Raw genomic sequence first — 19,443 nt, forward strand, 5'->3', positions numbered from 1 at the left:
TCCCGCTCGACGATTCGCCGCACGACAGCTCAGGTCTTGGCCCGGGGCAGCATTCGGTCGCTGATGATGCGCCGCTGAATCTCGCTCGTGCCCTCGAAGATCGTGGTCAGCCGCGCATCACGCCAGTAGCGCTCGACCCGGCGCTCGGTGGTGTAGCCGTTGCCGCCGTGCAGCTGCATGGCCTGGTTGGTGACGCGCACCGCCATCTCGGTGGCCAGCAGCTTCACCATGGCCGACTCGCTCTCGGCGGACTCACCCTGATCGAGGAGATGCGCGACCTGGTGCCAGAAGGCCCGGGCCTGCGCGACATCGGCGGCCATGTCGGCCAGGGCGAAGCGCAGGGCCTGGAAGTCGCCGATCGGATGCCCGAACTGGACGCGTTCCTGAAGGTAGGCTTGGCTGTCTTCCACGGCCGCCCACGCCACGCCGACGGCGCGCGCCGCGGTGTGGACCCGGGCGATGTTGAGGCCGCGCTGGACCGCCGCGAACCCGCCGGAATCGGCGTCGGCGCCCTGGTCGCCGTAGAGGCCGGTGAGCCGGTCGCTCTCGGGCACGCGGACATCCTCGAGGGTCAGCTCGAAGGTTTCGAAGCCGTGATAGCCGATCTTGTCGATGACCCGGCCGGTCATGCCGGGAGGAAAGCTGTCGCGCTCCTTGATCACTAGGAACGGCTCCAGGCCGGCCGAGCGCGATTCTCCTGGCTCGGGGTCGCGGGTCCGAGCCAGGACCTCGACGAAGTCCGCGCCCTTGGCGAACCCGGCCCAGCGCTTCGTGCCCGTCAGGCGCCAGCTGTCGCCGTCGCGCACCGCCCGGGTCTGAACGCCGGCGAGGTCCGAGCCGGCATTGGGCTCCGACAGGGAGATCGATCCGATCCACTGTCCGCGGGCAGAGCGCCGGAGCAGGTCGGCGCGGCGCTCCGGATCGAGGGTCTGCGTCCCAAGCCCCTGGCCGCGCGCCAGGATGCTGCCGACGGAGAGCCAGGCTCGCGCCAGCTCCTCCGAAACGAGGCAGTACTCGAACACGCCGAAGCCCAGGCCGCCCTGCTGCTCCGGAATCGTGATGCCGAACCACCCCTTCTCGGCCATGGCGTCGATCAGCGTCCGGGGCATCTCGCCCTTCTGCCGGTCGAGCTCATCGGCCAGCGGGAGCACCGTGTCGCGGGCGAAGGTCCGGGCCTCGTCCTGAAGCGCCATCCGGATGTCGGTCCGCCACGGCGAGGCGAGTTCCGGCGGATGCGGCGCGATCCGTTCGCCCCGAGCCTCATTCTCGGTCATCGGTTCCCCCACGTCATGTCGCAGCCCAATGCAGGATGCGTGCGGGAAACACGCGCTTACAAATTGGTTCCGCCAACCATCTTCGAATAGTCGTCGGATCGGCGCATAATAGCCTGATGATGCAGGCCGAACCGCACACAGACTCCTTCGCGATGACTGCTCCGGCAACACCCCACATCCTCGTGGTCGAGGACGATCGGGAGATTTCGGCCCTGATCGCGCGCTATCTGCGGGGCAACGATTGCCGCGTCACACTCGCGGGTGACGGGACCGACATGGACCGCGCCCTCGCGGAATCCCGCATCGATCTGGTCGTCCTGGACCTGATGCTCCCGGGCGAGGATGGCCTGAGCCTGTGCAAGCGTCTGCGCGGCTCCTCGCAGATCCCGATCCTGATCCTCACGGCGAAGTCCGAGGATGTGGACCGGATCCTCGGACTGGAACTCGGGGCCGACGATTACCTCGTCAAGCCGTTCAACCCGCGGGAATTGCTCGCCCGCATCCGGGCGATTCTGCGCCGGGTCGCTGCCGAGGCGCCCGATACGGACGAGCGCCGGCGCCTGCATTTCTCCGGCTGGACGCTCGACGTCTCCCTGCGTCAGGTGCTCTCACCGGAGGGTGCGCGAATCTCCATCACGGGCGCCGAGTTCGACCTCCTCCACGCGCTGTGCCTGCGCCCGGGTCGCGTCCTGTCCCGTGATCAGCTTCTCGATCTCACGCAGGGGCGCACGGCAGGTCCGTTCGAGCGCAGCATCGACGTGCTGATCTCCCGCATCCGGCAGAAGATCGAGCGCGACACCCGCAATCCGGAGTTCATTCGCACGATCCGCTCGGGCGGCTACCTGTTCACGCCCGAGGTGACGCGCTCATGACCCCGCTGCGACGCCTGCGCCTCCGGTTGCGACCGACGACCATCGCGGGCCAGATCGCGCTGCTAGTGGTCGCCGGCATCGCGGTCGCGCACGTCGTCGCGACCGTCGCGTTCCTGCTGCTGCATGAGGCGCAGAATCCCGACGAGCTGCCGGGCGTGGCGGCGAGCCGCCTCGGCACGCTGGCGCGGCTCCTCGATGCGGTGGATCCGGCGGCCCGGCCCGCACTCCTGGCCAGCGGTCACAGCCTGCCGCTGATCCATGTTGAGAGCTGGGACGGGACAGTGCCGCCCGGCGCGAAACCTATTCCCGACCTTCCTGTCATCCACCGCCTGCGCAACGGCGCCGGGCGGCCTGTGACGATCACGGACCTGTCGGGCGGAGACCCGGAACAGAACCGCTCGCCGGCGCGGCTGCATATCGGCATCGTCACCTCCGCCGGGGCGATGCTCCAGGCGACGTTGCCCAATGACCCGCTGCGGCCCCCTAAGCAGGGCGCGCTGATCTTCACCGTCGTGTTCCTGGCGCTGACCCTGGCCCTGCTCAGTGTCTGGGCGACCCGCGCCCTGACGGCCCCGCTGAAGCGGCTGGCCGGCGCGGCCGAGGCGTTCGGAACCCGCGACGATCACGTATCCCTGCCGGAGGCGGGTCCCCGCGAGGTGCTGGCGGTCTCCCGGGCCCTCGACCGGATGCGCTCGCGGGTGCGCCGGCTGATCGATGACCGGACACAGATGCTCGCGGCGATCAGCCACGACCTGCGCACGCCGATCACGCGGCTGCGCCTTCGGGCGGAGTTCATCGAGGACGACACCGCCCGGGCCGCCACCCTGCGCGACCTGGACCAGATGAATGGTCTGGTTGAGACCGCGCTGTCCTTCGTCCGCGACGGCCAGACCCGGGATACCGGCAGCCACAGCCTCGTGGATCTCGCCTCGGTGGTTCAGACCGTCTGCGACGATTTCTCGGATTTCGGTGCGCCGGTGAGCGTCGGCCGCAGCCGGCACGTCCTGGTCCAGGGCCGCCCGGAGGAATTGCAGCGCGCTGTGACCAACCTCGTGGACAACGCGATCAAGTACGGCGGCCGCGCCGAGGTCCACATGGACGCCTCCGAGCGCGGTGTCCGCGTCTGCGTGCTCGATCAGGGCCCGGGCATACCCGAGGCCGAGCGCGAGGCCATGCTCCAGCCGTTCGTGCGCGGCGACCGGGCCCGCAACCTCAATGAGGCGAGCGGGTTCGGCCTGGGCCTCTCGATCGTCCAGGCCATCGTCGAGGCCCATAACGGGCGGCTCACCCTCGAGAACCGGCGCGAGGGCGGCCTCTGCGCCGCGATCGAGCTGCCCCTGGCCGCCCAGACCTTCGCCGGCCGGCGGGAGCAGAAGCCCGCGCCGATGCCGGCAAAGGCAGCCTGAAATCGTCCGCCCCGGCGGCCGGCGCGTCTACGCCGCCCGCACGTTGCGCAAGAACTGCGCAACCTCGGCCCGAAGCTGCTCCGAGCGCGCCGCGAGGGCGTCGGAGGCCTGGGCCACGGAAGCCGCCGCTTGGCCCGCATCGCCGGCAACCCGGGCGACCTCCGCGATATCGGCCGTCATCATGCCGGTGCCGGTCGATGCCTGTCCCATGCTGCGGACGATGTCCTGGGTGGTGACACCCTGCTGATCAACCGCCGCCGCAATGCTGGTCGAGACGTGGCTCATTGCCTCGATCTGGCCGGCAACACCCTGGATCGCGCCGGCCGCATCGCGCGCCACGGTCTGGATCGCCTCCACCTGCCGGCCGATCTCCTCGGTCGCCCGGGCCGTCTGGGTGGCGAGGTCCTTGACCTCGGCGGCGACCACCGCGAAGCCGCGACCGGCCTCACCGGCGCGCGCGGCCTCGATCGTGGCATTCAGAGCCAGGAGGTTCGTCTGCCCAGCGATCGTCGAGACCATGCCGACCACGTCGCCGATCCGCGTCGCCGCCGCAGCGAGATCGGCCATCGTCTGCTCGGCCCGGCGGGCCTCGCCGACGGCGGTGGCCGACATGCCGGCGGCCTGCTCCACTTGGCGGCCGATCTCCTGCACGGTCGCGCCGAGCTCCTCCGCGGCCGCCGCCACGGCGTTGACGTTGTCGGACGTCTGCTGGGCCGCGCCGGCGACGCTGGTCGAGCGCTGCGAGGTGCCGGCGACCGCGACCCGCATGGTGCCGGAGGCGTCCTGCAAAGCCGCCACCGCACCGGTCAGGCCCTGCACGATGCCGCCGACCGACTGCTCGAAGCCGTCCGCGAGTTCCTTCAGCATGGCGCGACGGCTCTGCTCCTCGCGCAGGCGCGCCGCCTCCGTGGTCTGCAATTGCTGCGCGGCATCCTCCAGGGACATGTCTCGGATCGTCACGACGGCGCGGGCGATGTCGCCGATCTCGTCGCGCCGCTTGCTGCCGGGCACGTCGGCGAGGCTCTGCCGATCGGCGAGCGCCTTCAGGGCGCGGGTGAGGGCGCCCAGCGGCGCCACGATCGAGCGGGCGAGCAGCAGGCCCAGGACAGCCGTGCCCAGCAGGACGAAAAGGCCGGTCAAAATCAACGTCCGCGACAGCGCGCGCACGGCGTCGATCGCCTCGGCCTGCGACTGCTCCGCGATGACCGTCCAGGGCGCGCCCAGAACGGTGAGCGGCGAGACGGCCGCCATGTGCGGCCCGTCGGCGGCAGTGAAACCGACGCTGCCGCCCGCCTTGAGCTGCTCGGCGGCGATCCCGAGCGGCGCGAGCCCGCTCCCGGCCTTCACCGTCGGATTGAGCGGCGGATTGCTGCGCAGGAGCCCGTCGGCACCGGCCGCGAGGATCTGCCCCGTCTCGCCCAGACCGGTCCGCTTGGCCAGGGTCTGATCGAACAGGGTCGGCGTGACCCGCATGACGATGAAGCCGATGCGCTCCGCCGCCTGAGCCGTGCCCATGGCGACGTTCGCCCGCTTGGTCATGGCCCGCCCGATGAACGCGGCCGGAGTCCCATCCACCGGGTAGGCGGCGAAATCCTCGAACAGCACGGCATTCGAATCTGCGGATTTGAGGCGCTCGACCAGACGCGCGAGGGCGGTCCTCGCCAGGGTGTCGTCCGAGATCGGCTTGGCGAAATCGGCGCCTTTGGTCGTGGTGTAGGCGATCCGGCCGCTCTCATCGAGGAACATGAGGTCGGCGTAGCCCGGCTGGGCGATCAGCTTGCGGGCCACCTCCTGCACCTTGACGTGCCGGCGCCCGTACATCGACGCCATCCCGGCGCCGTCGAGCGCCACGCGCGCCTCGACCGTCTGCGGCGCCCGGAAGGCCTCGATGACGGCGGCGGTCTCGGGCTTTGCCGGATCGAGGGTCTCGATCAGGTCGGGAAAGTTGGAGACGATCTGGGGATGGGCCGCGACGGCCAGGAAGTCGGCCTGCATCCGGTCGGCGACCAGCTCGATCCCGTCCCGGCGCGCCGCCGCGGCCAGCTGCAGGCGCTCGTGCGCCGCATCCATCAGCCCGGACCGGGCCGTGTACCAGCTGAAACCGCCCATCGCGGTGGCACTGAGAAGCGCCAGCCCGACGGTCATCGCCGGAAGGCGCGCGCTCAGCCGCGAAAGCATGGTCATGATGGGCTCTGGACGTTCTGGAGGGGTAGAATTGCGCGGAAACATAGAAGCAACGCTCGTGAAGGGCGCGTAAACGGCGCCCGGTCGGGCTGGTCCCGCCGATCTGCTGTTCATGCGGCGGGCCCGAAAGCAGGCCGGCCATCCGGGGGCGTTCCGCTGCGGGATTCCTCATCGGCGGCCGATGACGCCGACAGCCGCCGCGATCGAACCGCGGCCCAGGGCCTGCTAGAGCTGCTGCGAGATACGCGTTGCCGCTGAATTCGTGCGGCCGATGGAGATCGGATGACGAGCGAGGCCACTTCCGACCCAGCGTGCCGCATCGCGCTGATCGGCGTCCCGATCGAGGTCGGGACCAGCGAGCCCGGCGCCCTCATGGGTCCGGCGGCCCTGCGCACCGCCGGCTTGGTCCGTGCACTTTCCGACCTCGGCCATGCGGTCACGGATCACGGCGACGTCGTTCCCGACGAGCCGGCGGAGTCGCGAGGTCTCGCCGCGGTCACCGCGTGGTCGCGTGCCCTGTCCCGGGCGGTCCTGGCCGCGCTCGAGGCCGGCGCGCTTCCCCTGGCGGTCGGCGGCGACCACAGCCTCTCGCTCGGCTCCATCGATGGCGTCATGCGCCACTGCGCATCGCAGGGCCGTCCGCTCTTCGTGCTCTGGCTCGACGCCCATGCCGACTTCAACACGCCGGAGACCTCGCCCTCCGGCAATGTCCACGGCATGCCGCTGGCCGCGCTCTGCGGTGAGCCGGGCTTCCCGCGCCTGTTCGCGGAGCCGGCGCCGCCGCCGCTCGCGCCGAGCCACGTCCACCTGTTCGGCCTGCGCTCGATCGATGCGGGCGAGCGCGCGCTGGTCACGGCCCGCCGCGTCGGCGTGACCGACATGCGCACGATCGACGAGTTCGGCGTGGTCGCGCCGCTGCGGCGCGTGCTCGACGGGGTTTCCGCCCTCGGCGCGCATCTGCATGTCAGCCTCGACATCGATTTCCTCGACCCGTCCATCGCACCGGGGGTCGGCACGACAGTTCCGGGCGGCGCGACGTTCCGCGAGGCGCATCTGATCATGGAGATGCTGCACGATTCCGGTCTCGTACGCTCGCTCGACGTGGTCGAGCTCAATCCCTTTCTGGATGAGCGCGGCCGCAGTGCCCGGGTGCTGGTCGAGCTGGTCGCCAGCGTGTTCGGAAGGCGCATCCTCGACCGGCCGACCCAGCCGATCGAGGCGGTCTCCGGTGACATCTCCGAGCGCTCCTGATGCACGGCCACATCTCGGATCCGGAAGCGCTGCGCGCGGTGGACCGCGCGGCGCCCATGCGTCAGCGCTCGAACGGACATGTCCGGCTGCAGGCCGGCCCGGCGCATCCGGGAGGGGCGACGCGCATCATCGACCTTGCGGAGTCCGGCCCGTCCCGGCTGCGTTTCCCGCGCGGCAACGGCGCGCTCGAGGCCGTGCTGGTCAACACGGCCGGCGGCGTCGCGTGCGGCGATCACTTCGCGATCGCCATTGACCTCGCGGCGGGGGGCGATCTCGTCCTGACCACCACGGCCGCGGAGAAGATCTACCGCTCGGACGGACCGGTGAGCCGGATCGAGAACCATGTCTCCCTGAGCGCCGGCGCAAAGCTCGCCTGGCTGCCGCAGGAAACCATCCTCTTCGACCGCGCCCGCGTGCGGCGCCGCTTCGAGGCCGACCTCGCGCCGGGCGCCGCGCTGGTTGCCGCGGAGATCGTCGCGTTCGGTCGCGCCGCGCGGGGCGAGCGCATCGCGGACGGACTGTTCGCCGATGCCTGGCGGGTGCGCCGGGCCGGGCGTCTGGTCTACGCCGACAGCTTCGTGCTGGAGGGTCCGATCAGCGAGCTCCTGGCGCGGCCCGCGATCGGTGGCGGGGCGGGCGCCTGCGCGACCCTGCTCGATGCGTCGGACGGCGCCGAGACGCGCCTGGACGAGGTGCGCGCGCGGCTGGCCGAAGTCGGCGCGCCCGGGATCGAGGCGGCGGCCAGCGCCTGGAACGGGCATCTCGCCATCCGGGCCCTGTCCAGCGCCGTCGGGCCGCTGCGCGGCCTGATCGCACGCTTCCTCGCCGGCTATCGAGGCCTGCCGATGCCCCGGGTCTGGCAGAGCTGACACGATCCTGCATCTTCGCGTGTCGCAGCCGTTGCCTGCGGCCGCCGACCTCTGCTAGAGACGCGCACCCGGAGCTGACCGCCCAAGCTCCGCACGGCGCTTCGGCGCCGTTCAGAAGGCCTCGTGGCGGAGTGGTTACGCAGAGGACTGCAAATCCTTGCACCCCGGTTCGATTCCGGGCGAGGCCTCCATCTTACCCCTCATCGATCTTCGCCGTGTTCCAGGGGCCTGACCGCAGTCACGCGCCGTGGACCTGGGCCATGAAGGTCTCGATCGCCTGCTGAAGGCTGTGCGTGCCGGCATTCACCCGGGACGCGCTGCCCCGGACCTGTCCGGCCTGAGCCTCGTTGGACGCGGCGGCCGCCCGCACACCCGCCACGCTCTCGGAGACCTTCCGGGCATCCTCGGCCGCGTTGAAGATCGCCCGCGCGATCTCCTGGCTGGCATGGCCCTGCTGGTCGGTGGCGTCCGCGACCTCCGCGGCGATCAGGCTCATCCGGGCGATCGTCTCGCCGATCGCCGCAATGGCGCTGGCTGTTCGATCCGCAGCGTTCTGGATGGACTCCACCTGCCCGGTGATGCGGTCCGTGGCGCGCGCCGTCTGGCCGGCAAGCGCTTTGACCTCGGCGGCGACGACGGCGAAGCCGCGGCCGGCGGCGCCCGCCCGCGCTGCCTCGATCGTGGCATTGAGTGCCAGCAGGTTGGTCTGCCCGGCAACATCGCGGATCAGCGTGACCACGGCACCGATCTCCTCGGCCGCCTGCGCGAGGCTCGACACCGTCTGTGCAAGGCCCTGCGTGTCGGAGCGGGCCGTCGAGGCGATCTCGCTGGTATGGCGGACACGGGTCTCGATCTGCCGCGCGGAGGCCGAGAGTTCCTCGGCCGCGCTGGCGATGCTGTCGACGATCCCGGCAGTCTGGCTGGACGCGCCGGCCACAACGGTTGCCTGCACCGCCATGGCGCCGGCATTCCCCGAGAGCGTGTCGGCCGCCGCCTGCATCGCCTCGGCGGAGCCAGCGAGGTCCAAGACGGCGCGACGGGTCTCGATCTCGAAAGCGCGCGTCGCCTGGGCCAGGGCCTGCGCCCGGATCCGGTCGCGGTCGCGGCGCGCCTGCGCCTCCCGGTCGAGACGCCGCTTCTCGATGAGCGCCGTCCGAAACGCCGCGATGGCGTCCGCCATCTCGCCGATCTCATCGCGGCGGCTCGTGAACGGAATCGTCCGGTCGAGCTCATCGGCCGCAAGGGCCGTCATGCAGACCTTCAATCGGTGCAGGGGCCGCCGGACCTGCGTGACGATGATCCCGATCGCGGCAAGCAGGCCGATCGCCAGGGCCGCCGCCGGCACGACGATGAGGGTGATCCGCGCTTGGCTGCGGTCGGCCGCGTCGGCGGCGCGGCGCGCGTTCAGGCGGCCGAGCACCTCGCGCCCGAGCGCAGCGATCTCGGCGATCATGTGCTCGCGGTTCCTGACCGTCGCCTCGTCCGTGGCCTGAATGAGGGCCGCCTTCGGCGAAATGGTCAGTCCCAACTCGGCCGTGTCGTTCTGGTAGGCGACGAACTCCTTGACGAACAGGTCGAACCGGCGACGCCGGTCCTCGGGCAGCTGGTCCGTCATGGCCTCGAGAAACGGCCCGCGGACCTGCTCCACAACCGTCAGGGCCTCGTGGAGCGCGGAGAGACGCGTCCGCGCCTCCGTCTTGTCCTCGGCGGTGAAGAGCGCAGTCGCCTGCACGACGGCATGCTCGATGGCCTGCCCGAGTGCCCCAGCCTGCAGCCCCGCGTTCCAGATCTTGTCGGTGGCAGCGGCGCGCTCCTGCTCCCGGCTTGATTGGCGGATTGCGAAGAGCGAGATGCCGACCGCCACGAGGGCCAGCAGGCCGATGACGGCCGAGAGCTTGAGTCCCAGAGAAATGCGCATAGATCCGAGGCCACGTTCGCAGAAGAACCGGAGCGGGCGAGACATACAGCCGCCGAACGTGCCGAACATCTAAATATAGCCGGCAAATTCGATAATTTTTCTCTCATCGTTACCGTGCGCACGAACAGGAACTATCGCGCTATCTTTCAGAACAACTTAAATGTGCGCACCTTACGTTCGGTCTCTGCCAGGCATCACCGCGCCTATGCAGTCTCACGGGCGCAGATTTACCGACCGTGTTCAAGTCGCGCCGGAACGCCTGCCAGCGCGGCGCGGGCTCGGCTCGTCGACATTACGCGGTGCAGGCTCGGGGACGCGACCGGCCGAGGATGGCTCGTCAGTGCTCGCAGGCTTGCAAGATTCTCGCCTCCGCCGTCCGGATCGGACGTGTCTCAGGGCCGGGCACGGCCGTGACGATCTCGCGACGCAGGTCGTCGCACTGGGCCTCGACCAGATCGGGCAGGATGTCGGCCTGCAGATCGTCGAAGGCTGCGATCAGCCGCAGGCCGTCGGCGATCCACTCGAAGGCAACGCGAACCTCCCGTTCACCGTACGGATCCTGAGGGTCGAGGCAGCAATGGGTCAGCATGGGTGCAGCGCGCAGAAGCCGGCTCGACCGGCGAGGCCGGTCCCGTAGGCCTGGGTCATGACGCTCGGATGACCTGCGGCGCCGGAACGCCGTCGCCCGGTCCCGACCGCAGGGCGGGGTGCGCGATCGTTCGGTGCCGGTCACGCCGTCTGTTGCCGTCACGCCGCAGGCGAGCACCTTGATCCTATAACGTCGGCCGACAGGCTTCAGCGATGCACAGATTGCGCGCCGAGGGCCTTGCGCCCCGCGATCCCGGTGTGTACAGACGCGACCGTGATCCCCGATAGCTCAGTTGGTAGAGCAGGCGACTGTTAATCGCCTTGTCGCAGGTTCGAGTCCTGCTCGGGGAGCCAATCTTTTCAACGACTTAGCTCCAAGTTGCTCTGTCTAACCCCCAGGGTTAGACATTTCAGGTTAGACACCTGCCGCTTGCTCTGGCCATCGGGCTAACGCTGTCAAGCGCGAGGTCTGTCAACTCTAGGTACGCGAGCAACCAGTTCATCAACACGGCTCGCGCTGAGGGAGCAGCCTCGGACGCTGGTCTCGATGGACTCTTCGCGTTGCTTGTAACCGCAGGCACGCTCCATGGATCATGAGGTGGCCTCAGAGGAGGCGGCGGTCCCGTGGGCTTTGGGAAGCACCCCTGATCAGACGAAGCTCAATGCTGCGCTAGGTCCGCTGTGGGTGGCGACCGGACCTTGGCTCTTTGTCCAGAAGCGGACGCTCCGTCTCCGACCCAATCCGGCCATCCACTCTCCCATCTTTAGGCCTCTGAAGCAGACCTTCTCTGAACAGGCCTTAATCGGGGTCGTGCTGGCATCACGGCTCAGACGGCAGCTGTTCCAGTATCCACGACTGCGCCTCGTCCAGATCGGCAAACAGCGGCGGGAAAAGGGGATCGACCGGACCGAACCCAGCCTCCAGAAACCACTTGCCCGCCTCGTCCTCATGCTGTTCGGAGAGGCGGACCAGGACCGCGACGAGAAAGCCGTCCGCGAAGACGAGCCGGCTTTCAGTGTCGTCACTGTTCGTGGCGACCTGCACGGGCTGCAGGCGCAGGTTCATGCGGCGGCTTGATCTCTCAGGTGCAGGTAGTCGGGCCGGAACTCCGCCAGCGCCCGCAAGCGCGGCAGGTCGAGGATCTTCAGCCGCCCCTTCCCCAGCTCAATCAGACCCTGCCGCCTAAGTTCCCGGAGCGAGCGGTTCACGTGCACGGGGGTAAGGCCGGCGGTGTCGGCCAGGTCCACCTGTGTGACCGGCAACTCGTAGGCATCCTCCGAGGCGCATCCGACCACCTCCAGGCGCATGAGCAACTCGCAGAACAGGTGCGCCAATCGCTCCGGAGCCGAGCGGCGACCGACGTTGACCAGCCACTCGCGCAGGGTGGCTTCGTCGACGAGCTGAGCTTTGCGCAGCCCTCTAGCGATCTGCGGATGGTTGGCGAGTAGGTCGGCCACCGTCTCGGGCGCGAGGCGCACCACACGGCAGCTGGAGAGCGTGCTGATGGTGTGGTCCATCCGGCTCAGCAGGGCGACGTCGAGGTCGCACAGGTCGCCTGGCACCAAGTAGGCCATGATCTGGCGCGCGCCGTTGGCCCGCAGCTTGTGGCGGCAGGCCAAGCCCGCCATCACCAGGAACACGCCTTCGGGCTTGTCGCCCTCGCGCACGAGATCGGTGCCCGGCGCGACGAGGCGCGGCTCCGCGCTGATGCGGGCCAGCGTGGCCCGGTCTGCGTCCGATAGGGTCGTGAAGCCCTCCAGCTTCCGGATCAGGGGATTGTCCGTTGCGTCCAACTTGGGGCGCCGTACCGCGGTCGCTGGTGCGGGGGTCGAGGCGGCGAGTTCGTTCGCGCTGATCAGCACGTCGGCGGATAGGGCCGGCTTGTTGAGCCACGGGGCACCTTGGAAGTCGCCGGCCGTGCGCTGATCCTGCCGGCACCCTGAGTGAACGAGGAACGGCACGCCGTGCTGCCGTAGCGCCCGGGCCAATCCGGTGCAGCGGCCGTCCTTCAGGACGACGTCGATGACTGCCAGGGTCGGCTTCTCGTGCCCGAGCAGGCGCAGCGCCTCAGCTTCCGTGTCCGCCGGCCCGATCACGCGGTAGCCGGCCCGCTCCAGGGCGTCGCTCAGGTCCATGCCGATGACGGCATCGCTCTCCGCGAGCAGGATTACAGGCTGGCGAGCTATCGATGACATTCAAGGCTCCAGCAAGCTGAGCCGTTTACCCATCCAATCGTGCATGGCTCAATAACATAGGCCATAAACACAGCTTGAAATGCTTTTGAAGGGGTCGCTGACCTTCGGTGTGGTACCCCACGGTCCGAAATGTTCGATACCCCACAAAGTGTATTCCCGTATTGCAATCACCGGAGGCGCGTCATTATTGAGGTTATCGCCTGCCGGTGATCCGGGCGCAGGCGCTTGGGAGACCGCGTGTGCTCTTGCCCCAACAGGGAGCAGAGCCGTGTCTCCGCCTCAACAATCCAGTGTCCACAATCGCCTGCTGAAGGCGCTCTCACCTGACGATTTCGCGCTGCTCCGACAGAACCTGGAGCCGATCACGACCGAACTGCGTCAGTCGCTGATCGTGCCAAACATTCCGGTCAAGCAGCTGTTCTTTCCCGAGGTCGGCTTCAGCTCCATCACCACCCAGGGTTCGGATGGCCGGGTTGAGACTGGCCTTATTGGTCGCGAAGGGCTTGTGGGTGCTTGGCCCATCCTGCTGGGCTCAGATCGCACCCCGCACGACCACTTCGTCCAGAGCGCGGGCGAGATGCTGTGCATCACCACGGAAGCGCTGTGCGCGGCCGTCGAGCAGAGCGCGAGCCTGCACAAGATGCTCCTGCGCTCGATCCAGGTGCAGATCACGCAGACGTCTCAAACCGCCTACGCGAACGCGACCCAGACCATCGATGTGCGCCTCGCGCGCTGGCTGCTGATGTGCCACGACCGGGTGGACGGCGATGATCTCCGGATCACCCACGAGTTCCTGTCACTCATGCTGGGTGCGCAGCGCTCCAGTACGACCCTGGCCATCCAGGCGCTGGAGGGGAACCGGCTGATCAAGGCGCGGCGCGGGAAGATCACGATCCTGGACCGCAAGACCATGGAGCAGGTGGCCGACGACGGCTACGGCCTGCCCGAGGCCGAGTACGCCCGCCTGATCGGGGGGGGGGCCTGATGCCGCGCTTCTACTTTAACGTCCGCCATCGTCCCGGACCCGCGGGTCTTGCCGTCGATCCGGAAGGCGAAGAGCTGGCGGACGTGAACGCCGCGCGTGAGCAGGCCCTGTTCCAGGCGCGGGCGATGATCGCGCGGGAGCGTCTCACGTTCATCCGCGACTGGATGGTGTGCTCGTTCGAGATCACGGACGAGGACGGTCAGCCTGTGCTCACGGTCCCGTTCAGCGACACCGTGTCGGAGAGTGACTGGGACTGAGCGCGATCTGCGCCGTTCCAGCGGGGTATGTGAACGGCAGCTTTGCGGCTTTGCGGCCGTAGAGCGGGCTCTTTCGAACTCGCCTGACCCGGTCCTACGACTGTGTTTTGCCAAGTGCCCTGAAGCGGACCTTCCCAGCTTCTGCAACGGGTCGAAAGCCGCCGCGAGCCCAATGCTAAGTAAGAGCCCTGCACACGCATCTCGGTAGTTCCCGACGAGCGCCTAATCCGTTGCAAGCTTCACAATCTCAAATAATATGTATCCTGGAATTCAGCGTGAGATTAGGTTAGACAATCTGGAAAAAAGATCAACGATAACAGTGATAGGTTAGACATTTTTGCAGAAGCTAAGCGATTGAAATACTTGCATTATTTCCGCGACTGTTAATCGCCTTGTCGCAGGTTCGAGTCCTGCTCGGGGAGCCATCACTCCAGCAACGTCCTGAACGTTCAAGCTTTTCTGTGCCCACTCCCCCACCGGGTGCTGAGGTGCAGCAATAGCGTTGCCGGTCCATCGATCGGCAATACACTCCGCGAGCTTCGTTCGATTGGCGCCGCGGACGTAAGTCGCGCGCTCGCGGCTTTCCTCGGCCAATCCGCACCAAGCGTTCAACTCAGCCTCCGTCGCGCCGCTCCCGGCCGCCCGGCGCGCGCAGGCCGTGCGCCCGGCCCGGCACGCCGGCGGACGTGCACCCTACAGCCTGCGCGCGCCGATCGAGGTGGTTCAGCCGACCATCGCGATCCTCGACGGGCGCCCTGCCAATGATCCGGGGAAGTTCGGCTTCACGCGGCTGCGGCTGCGGCTGCGCGATCTCAACTTCCAGGGCGGCCTGCACGGCCCATGCGTCGGCAACCCGAACATCGACGACGGCCTGCTCGACATCTTGGGCTGCGCGTTCGCCGACACCGCCGATTACGCGGTGGACGCCGTCGAGGCCGCTTCCACGAGCCTGCACCTCGAGCGCCCGCGCTTCGTACGCTGCAACGGCGACCTGCGGATCGAGACGGATATCACCACCATCATCGGCGGCTGGAGCCAGCCGCTCGCCGACGACGTCACGGCCGACCGCGCCGCCTACCGCATGAACCACACGGTCAACGGCCAGTCGCGCTACTTCCAGAGGCTCACCCTGATCGGATGGGCGGGCATTCCCGTCCTCGGCCAGAACGCGGATGGGTCGAGCGGCTGGATCGCCGACACGCGCTGGGTCGACGTTCGCGGCAGCTTCGCCGCGTCGCAGTGCCGGACGCGTTCAAGCCGCTGGTGCGCGGCCCGGTCCGGCTGTTCCCGTAGACCGATCCCGTTCCCCTGCCACCTGAGGCCCGGCCATGGATCTCTCACCTCTCGGGCGGGCGGCGCTGGCCGCGCGCGAAGGCTGCCGGCCGCGCGCCTATCGGGACAGCGTCGGCGTCTGGACCATCGGGGGCCGCACGAGCGCGGCCGGGCCGCCCGCCGTCCGTGAGGGCCTGTGCCTGAGCCAGGCCGAGGCCGACGCGCTGTTCGCCGCCGATCTCGGTCCCTACGTCGCGTCCGTGCGCGCCGCGCTCGCCAGGCCGGTGCCGCAGCCGTTCTTCGACGTGTGCTGCTCGCTCTGCTTCAACATCGGCCCGGCGAACTTTTCGCACAGCAGCGTGGTGCGCCTGGCCAATGCCGGCGACCTCGCCCGCGCCGTCGAGGCGTTCCTGCTGTGGGACCGGCCGGCCGCGATCCTCACGCGTCGGCAGGCCGAGCGCGACCAGGCGGCGTTGGCTGCCTACGGCGCGGTCTACGCCCGCCGGGGCGATCCCGCGCCGGTGCAAGCGGCGGCCGACCCGGCGCCGACCGCGCCGCCGCGGCCCGACCCACTCGCGCCGATGACGGGCGCGGCACACGTCGAACCGGAATCCTGGTGGCTGCGCCTGCGCGACGCGATCCGCCTCAACATGCAGAAGGGTGCCTGACATGGGGTTCCTCGCCATCCTGCCCGCGCTGCTCGGCGCCGTCGGTCCGATCCTCGCGCGTGTGCTGCCGGACGAAGGCCAGCGCCTGCAGGTGCAGCTGGAGCTGCAGAAGGCCCTGATCGAGCAGCAGGGCGACCCCGGCCGGGCCATGGCCGAGGTGATGAAGGCCGATGCCGGCTCGGAGAGCCCGCTCGCCCGCAACGCCCGGCCGATCACGGTGCTGTGGGCGCTGGCGATGATCACCTGGGTCGGCGTGATCTCACCGATGATCGGGCTTCAGGTCGAGGTGGTGGCCGCGCTCAAGGGCGTGCCGACCGAGCTGTGGTCGCTGCTCACCGTGGGCATCGGCGCCTACATGCTGGCCCGCTCGGTCGACAAGATCGTGCCGCAGGTGGTTGGGCCGAAAGGGTGAGATCCCGGCGGCACCTGCGCCGTGACGGACGAGATCCCGGCCCGAGCCCGCGCGATGCGGGCCGCCGGCGGCGGGCGGAGGAGCGGATCCATGGCCGACCATCTGCCCGAATGGATCGGGCGCCTGATCGAGCGGGTCGAGGCCACGGGCCGGCAGATGGACGTGCTCGGCGGCAAGCTCGACCGGATGGACGAGAAGCTGGAGGGCGTGGCCTACCGGCGCGACATCGAGCTGTTCGTGGCGCGCGACGAGATCGAGCGGCGGATCGACAAAGCGGTGGACGGGGCGAAGGCGGAGGCCGCGAAGGGACTCGCCGAGTTCGCCGGGCAGGTGCGCGACCTGCGCAAGATCGGTTGGGGATTGGCCTCGGCGGCGCTGCTGGCCTTCGAGGGGATCGTGCTGGCGAAGGTCGGATTGGCGGCGCGGCGAGCCGGGCCAATCGATCCGACGGGACCCTCCGGCCACGGCTCAGCCGCAAAAACAAGACGTCGCTTTAAATCGCGCGGAATAATTTAACTGCTCGATAACCCCGCCTATGGTTTCCACAACGTAACTTCTTGCCCAAAAAAATCAAAGGAACGAAGACCGCGGATAGGGCTGACAACCCGGCAATGGATCAAAGTGCCGAAGCGTAAAATGCTATCTATCCAGGTGCGGATGGGCGAGCGAGATGATAGTTGCAGCTTTACTATTCGGTGCTGGAGTTTTTCTCGGCCTCGGGCACAATGTATTTGCTCTGCTCCTATCGTCCTCGCTTATATTTTTTTCATCAATAATATTTTTTGCAACTATGTCTCAATTCGATATAGTGGAGCTTCTATTGACATTCGCTTACCTGCTTGCGCATCAATCCGGGTACCTAGTCGGCGCTTATTTAGGCTATCAAGACAAAGATTGACGAAGATGCGCAATTCACCAGAACCAGATCATGCGCCCCGCACGCCAGTAAATCGGCACCCAAATTGCAACCGCAGCTACAACGGATGCAACGACAACCGGGAGCGGAGGACGAGTGCCAGACTTTATTCTCAAATTTGTCGGAACATGTAAAATTCTCATCGTGTCAGCCCCGGCAATAAATGCAAGTATACCTATTGTACTGGCATCTCCGCCACAATTTTACGACGAAGCCTTAATCAAGACTTCGACTGGTTATCGAGAGTGGATAACGCCTTCTATACATTGATAATTCGCGCCGCCGGGTGGCCCCTTGGGCACCAAGTACCCCTGCGTGTAGTTTCAGGGCGTGACTAAAGTCAATGATATCCAGATTTTCTGCAAGTTTTATATGAAGGTAGATTAAATTTAGCACTGCGGCCGGTCCAAGGCGGATCCGTCATTGAGTCACGCTTGTTCTGGCGGTCTTGGTACTCGGAGCTTCCAAGTCCGCCGGCGCGGGCTTTCGCGGGCGCTGCCGGGGTCTCGGTGGCATCAAGGCTCCTCGTCGGTCCGAGCAGCCTTCCCCTTCCGGGTGAGCAGAACGACGAAGGTCACGAAAGCGGCGGCCAGCATCAGGACCAAGGCTTCGTAGCTCCAGCGCCAGAACCACGCACTAGCCCCGCTCGGCATGTTGCGGAGTGCTACGCGGACGACGGCCACAACGAGCGCGATCAGCGTGAGGAAGCCAAGAACGAAGTGCAGCCAGCGGGGCATGCCGCCGGCGTAGCATGCTCGGTTTCGACCCGGTAATCGCCGGCCGCCATCCTCGGCAGCACAGGCTCGCTCTCAGGCATCACGCTACAGAGGACGACGCTGGCGTCTTGGCCAGCCAAACCCGGCACCCTTCGGCATCTCACCCAAAAGGAGGATGCGATTCAGCTGGTCACATTGTTAAAAACAGTCTTCGACAGCCCGATAGGGGGCCTCGCTCATGTCTTCAGGTAAGCGCGACTACGTCCGCTCTGCACAGCGCTGGTCCAAGCCTGAACGATCGCCGGCCTTGCGCCGCGGACCTGAACACTGGGTGGCCCGCTGGATCGGCGCTGCTAATCTTCGCCGCTCAAAGGCCGCCGCAGCAGCCGCTATCGAAATGCCCTGCGCCGAGATCATTCCGCTGAGTTGGGCCGATACCTTCGGCCGTCCGATGCGCGTCGCTCCAACGCCTCGTCCGAGACGCTGGAGTCGTGGTGATACGAGTGACGATCTGAAGTCAGCGGCTCGGCGGCCCGCCTGTGTTGGGCCGGCGATCTCGCGGCGCTTCTAAGCTGACCGGCGCGCACCCGGCACGCCAAGCCCGATCGCCCTAGCCAGGGCCGAGCGCTTCTCGGCGTAGCTCGGGGCCACCATCGGGTAATCGCTGGGTAGTCCGAACCGTTCACGGTAGCTGTGCGGGTCGAGCCCCTTGGCTGAGAGATGGCGCTTGAGCGTCTTATAGGTCCTGCCGTCGATGAAGCTCGTGATGCCGTCATCCCGGACCGACTTGCGAATCTGGAGTGCGCTTGGCTTCTGGATCTCGTAAGTCGAGGCAGGCGCGTCAGATATGCCGCCAGAGGCTAGTCCCGCAATCGCGGTATGAACGCTGTGAATTAGCTTCGGAAGCTCAGCCGCCGGGACCGGGTTCCGCGAGACGTATGCGGAAACGATCCCGCCGGCTATTTCGATCAAGTCCGACGTGCGGTCTGGTGTTCCCGTAGTCACTTTGCTTCACCCCGCCGAATTCTGGCTCGCAAGCTATGACTATCGCTAACGGAAGGCAACTCAAAATTTGAGTTACGCTGTCGGCCGGTTATAATGATTTTGCACCGCCGAAACGGGAATAATGACGCTGCTTGGCTGCTTTGGAGCGGGACGATCGCCCGACACCCTCGGCTCGGCCGCCCATGTGCCGTGACGATTGCGCGCTCGCGAGCCTCGGTCGAACGCTGTTGAATCGCGTCCTTGGGCATGCCTCCCACCGGCCGACCAGTCATCTTCAGCTTGGTCGACGCGATGGAACTCTGCCTCATCCTCGGCCGCATGCTGCTTCTTCGTAGCGATCAGCAGGTCGAAGGAGGCGGTTGCTATTTCATGAGCCTGCTGGACGCGCGTCGCTGATCGTCAGCCGCCCTGCAGGCTCTCGGCGACGTCGTCCGGGATCTCGCCCCACTGGTCAAGGATCGTGACGCCTTCCAGCTCGCCCGTCTCGTCGTCGGCCACCACCTTCAGCGCCACAGCGCCGGGCATCCGCTCGGCCAGGTTCTCGGCTTTCTTCACCGCCAAGCTGTCGGTATGCGTCTGCTCCTGCCGGGCGGGCCGCAACCGCTTCCGCAGCGGCTTGACCGGCTACACTACGAACGCCGTCTTCATCGCGAT

Annotated in this window: 19 protein-coding genes and 3 tRNA genes; 13 read left to right on the forward strand and 9 right to left on the reverse strand. The window is 67.5% G+C overall.

Annotated elements, in window-relative coordinates; all coding sequences use genetic code 11:
* Positions 1-29 precede the first annotated feature (29 nt).
* Positions 30-1,274 carry an acyl-CoA dehydrogenase family protein gene (locus tag ABIE45_RS13295; RefSeq protein WP_192707147.1) on the reverse strand — a complete coding sequence of 415 codons (1,245 nt, stop codon included), beginning with the start codon at positions 1,272-1,274 and terminating at the stop codon, positions 30-32.
* 116 nt (positions 1,275-1,390) lie between these two features.
* On the opposite strand from ABIE45_RS13295, the gene ABIE45_RS13300 reads away from it, so the two are divergent.
* Together ABIE45_RS13300 and ABIE45_RS13305 are read left to right on the forward strand one after the other, a co-directional pair.
* Positions 1,391-2,146 (forward strand): response regulator, encoded by a 756-nt coding sequence (locus ABIE45_RS13300; RefSeq protein WP_192707148.1) that lies wholly within the window; start codon positions 1,391-1,393, stop codon positions 2,144-2,146.
* The gene (locus ABIE45_RS13305) at positions 2,143-3,552 is read left to right on the forward strand and encodes an ATP-binding protein (protein ID WP_192707149.1); all 1,410 of its coding nucleotides are present in this window, start codon (positions 2,143-2,145) and stop codon (positions 3,550-3,552) included. Before ABIE45_RS13300 ends, ABIE45_RS13305 begins: the two co-directional genes overlap by 4 nt.
* Positions 3,553-3,579: 27 nt before the next feature.
* Here the strand turns inward: ABIE45_RS13305 and ABIE45_RS13310 are convergent, their stop codons facing one another.
* Positions 3,580-5,736: a methyl-accepting chemotaxis protein gene (locus ABIE45_RS13310; protein ID WP_192707150.1), complete on the reverse strand. Its 2,157-nt coding sequence runs from the start codon at positions 5,734-5,736 to the stop codon at positions 3,580-3,582.
* A gap of 282 nt (positions 5,737-6,018) precedes the next feature.
* Between ABIE45_RS13310 and rocF the strand changes: the two genes are divergently transcribed.
* From rocF to ABIE45_RS13325, 3 genes are all read left to right on the forward strand, one after another.
* Positions 6,019-6,987 carry an arginase gene (rocF, locus tag ABIE45_RS13315; protein ID WP_192707151.1) on the forward strand — a complete coding sequence of 323 codons (969 nt, stop codon included), beginning with the start codon at positions 6,019-6,021 and terminating at the stop codon, positions 6,985-6,987.
* Complete coding sequence (locus ABIE45_RS13320; RefSeq protein ID WP_192707152.1) at positions 6,987-7,856, forward strand: urease accessory protein UreD; 870 nt, start codon at positions 6,987-6,989, stop codon at positions 7,854-7,856. The genes rocF and ABIE45_RS13320 overlap by 1 nt, the downstream gene beginning before the upstream one ends.
* Before the next feature lie 117 nt (positions 7,857-7,973).
* Positions 7,974-8,047: transfer RNA gene (locus ABIE45_RS13325), tRNA-Cys, on the forward strand.
* A gap of 47 nt (positions 8,048-8,094) precedes the next feature.
* On the opposite strand, the gene ABIE45_RS13330 is transcribed toward ABIE45_RS13325, so the two are convergent.
* Together ABIE45_RS13330 and ABIE45_RS13335 are read right to left on the reverse strand one after the other, a co-directional pair.
* Positions 8,095-9,774 carry a HAMP domain-containing methyl-accepting chemotaxis protein gene (locus ABIE45_RS13330; RefSeq protein WP_192707153.1) on the reverse strand — a complete coding sequence of 560 codons (1,680 nt, stop codon included), beginning with the start codon at positions 9,772-9,774 and terminating at the stop codon, positions 8,095-8,097.
* A 337-nt stretch (positions 9,775-10,111) separates the two neighbouring features.
* The gene (locus ABIE45_RS13335) at positions 10,112-10,363 is read right to left on the reverse strand and encodes a hypothetical protein (protein WP_192707154.1); all 252 of its coding nucleotides are present in this window, start codon (positions 10,361-10,363) and stop codon (positions 10,112-10,114) included.
* 277 nt (positions 10,364-10,640) lie between these two features.
* Here ABIE45_RS13335 and ABIE45_RS13340 point away from each other — a divergent pair.
* Positions 10,641-10,716, forward strand: a tRNA-Asn gene (locus tag ABIE45_RS13340).
* Between the two features lie 466 nt (positions 10,717-11,182).
* Here the strand turns inward: ABIE45_RS13340 and ABIE45_RS13345 are convergent.
* Together ABIE45_RS13345 and ABIE45_RS13350 are read right to left on the reverse strand one after the other, a co-directional pair.
* Entirely contained in the window at positions 11,183-11,428 is a 246-nt protein-coding gene (locus ABIE45_RS13345) for a hypothetical protein (protein ID WP_192707155.1), read from the reverse strand.
* Complete coding sequence (locus ABIE45_RS13350) at positions 11,425-12,558, reverse strand: helix-turn-helix domain-containing protein (protein ID WP_192707156.1); 1,134 nt, start codon at positions 12,556-12,558, stop codon at positions 11,425-11,427. Before ABIE45_RS13350 ends, ABIE45_RS13345 begins: the two co-directional genes overlap by 4 nt.
* A 268-nt stretch (positions 12,559-12,826) precedes the next feature.
* On the opposite strand from ABIE45_RS13350, the gene ABIE45_RS13355 reads away from it, so the two are divergent.
* From ABIE45_RS13355 to ABIE45_RS13385, 7 genes are all read left to right on the forward strand, one after another.
* Positions 12,827-13,543, forward strand: a complete 717-nt coding sequence (locus ABIE45_RS13355; protein ID WP_192707157.1) for a Crp/Fnr family transcriptional regulator — start codon at positions 12,827-12,829, stop codon at positions 13,541-13,543.
* Complete coding sequence (locus ABIE45_RS13360) at positions 13,543-13,800, forward strand: hypothetical protein (protein ID WP_192707158.1); 258 nt, start codon at positions 13,543-13,545, stop codon at positions 13,798-13,800. The genes ABIE45_RS13355 and ABIE45_RS13360 overlap by 1 nt, the downstream gene beginning before the upstream one ends.
* Positions 13,801-14,151: 351 nt before the next feature.
* Positions 14,152-14,225, forward strand: a tRNA-Asn gene (locus ABIE45_RS13365).
* A gap of 233 nt (positions 14,226-14,458) precedes the next feature.
* Positions 14,459-15,262 carry a hypothetical protein gene (locus ABIE45_RS13370; RefSeq protein ID WP_373622335.1) on the forward strand — a complete coding sequence of 268 codons (804 nt, stop codon included), beginning with the start codon at positions 14,459-14,461 and terminating at the stop codon, positions 15,260-15,262.
* Entirely contained in the window at positions 15,159-15,740 is a 582-nt protein-coding gene (locus ABIE45_RS13375) for a lysozyme (protein WP_373622874.1), read from the forward strand. The genes ABIE45_RS13370 and ABIE45_RS13375 overlap by 104 nt, the downstream gene beginning before the upstream one ends.
* A gap of 1 nt (position 15,741) precedes the next feature.
* Entirely contained in the window at positions 15,742-16,152 is a 411-nt protein-coding gene (locus ABIE45_RS13380; protein WP_192707160.1) for a 3TM-type holin, read from the forward strand.
* A gap of 90 nt (positions 16,153-16,242) precedes the next feature.
* Entirely contained in the window at positions 16,243-16,668 is a 426-nt protein-coding gene (locus ABIE45_RS13385; protein ID WP_192707161.1) for a hypothetical protein, read from the forward strand.
* A 915-nt stretch (positions 16,669-17,583) separates the two neighbouring features.
* On the opposite strand, the gene ABIE45_RS13390 is transcribed toward ABIE45_RS13385, so the two are convergent.
* From ABIE45_RS13390 to ABIE45_RS13400, 3 genes are all read right to left on the reverse strand, one after another.
* Positions 17,584-17,805, reverse strand: coding sequence for a hypothetical protein (locus tag ABIE45_RS13390; RefSeq protein WP_192707162.1), 222 nt, complete (start codon positions 17,803-17,805; stop codon positions 17,584-17,586).
* A 546-nt stretch (positions 17,806-18,351) separates the two neighbouring features.
* Positions 18,352-18,747 carry a MucR family transcriptional regulator gene (locus ABIE45_RS13395; RefSeq protein ID WP_192707387.1) on the reverse strand — a complete coding sequence of 132 codons (396 nt, stop codon included), beginning with the start codon at positions 18,745-18,747 and terminating at the stop codon, positions 18,352-18,354.
* Between the two features lie 441 nt (positions 18,748-19,188).
* Positions 19,189-19,401, reverse strand: a complete 213-nt coding sequence (locus ABIE45_RS13400) for a hypothetical protein (protein ID WP_373622876.1) — start codon at positions 19,399-19,401, stop codon at positions 19,189-19,191.
* Between the last annotated feature and the right edge of the window lie 42 nt (positions 19,402-19,443).

Source organism: Methylobacterium sp. OAE515, assembly GCF_041806315.1.
In the GTDB taxonomy this organism is placed as follows: Bacteria; Pseudomonadota; Alphaproteobacteria; order Rhizobiales; family Beijerinckiaceae; genus Methylobacterium; species Methylobacterium tardum.

Coding starts and splice junctions, on each gene's coding strand:
- ABIE45_RS13295 (WP_192707147.1), bottom strand. CDS start 1,274: ATGACCGAGAATGAGGCTCGGGGCGAACGGATCGCGCCGCATCCGCCG.
- ABIE45_RS13300 (WP_192707148.1), top strand. CDS start 1,391: ATGATGCAGGCCGAACCGCACACAGACTCCTTCGCGATGACTGCTCCG.
- ABIE45_RS13305 (WP_192707149.1), top strand. CDS start 2,143: ATGACCCCGCTGCGACGCCTGCGCCTCCGGTTGCGACCGACGACCATC.
- ABIE45_RS13310 (WP_192707150.1), bottom strand. CDS start 5,736: ATGACCATGCTTTCGCGGCTGAGCGCGCGCCTTCCGGCGATGACCGTC.
- rocF (WP_192707151.1), top strand. CDS start 6,019: ATGACGAGCGAGGCCACTTCCGACCCAGCGTGCCGCATCGCGCTGATC.
- ABIE45_RS13320 (WP_192707152.1), top strand. CDS start 6,987: ATGCACGGCCACATCTCGGATCCGGAAGCGCTGCGCGCGGTGGACCGC.
- ABIE45_RS13330 (WP_192707153.1), bottom strand. CDS start 9,774: ATGCGCATTTCTCTGGGACTCAAGCTCTCGGCCGTCATCGGCCTGCTG.
- ABIE45_RS13335 (WP_192707154.1), bottom strand. CDS start 10,363: ATGCTGACCCATTGCTGCCTCGACCCTCAGGATCCGTACGGTGAACGG.
- ABIE45_RS13345 (WP_192707155.1), bottom strand. CDS start 11,428: ATGAACCTGCGCCTGCAGCCCGTGCAGGTCGCCACGAACAGTGACGAC.
- ABIE45_RS13350 (WP_192707156.1), bottom strand. CDS start 12,558: ATGTCATCGATAGCTCGCCAGCCTGTAATCCTGCTCGCGGAGAGCGAT.
- ABIE45_RS13360 (WP_192707158.1), top strand. CDS start 13,543: ATGCCGCGCTTCTACTTTAACGTCCGCCATCGTCCCGGACCCGCGGGT.
- ABIE45_RS13380 (WP_192707160.1), top strand. CDS start 15,742: ATGGGGTTCCTCGCCATCCTGCCCGCGCTGCTCGGCGCCGTCGGTCCG.
- ABIE45_RS13385 (WP_192707161.1), top strand. CDS start 16,243: ATGGCCGACCATCTGCCCGAATGGATCGGGCGCCTGATCGAGCGGGTC.
- ABIE45_RS13390 (WP_192707162.1), bottom strand. CDS start 17,805: ATGCCCCGCTGGCTGCACTTCGTTCTTGGCTTCCTCACGCTGATCGCG.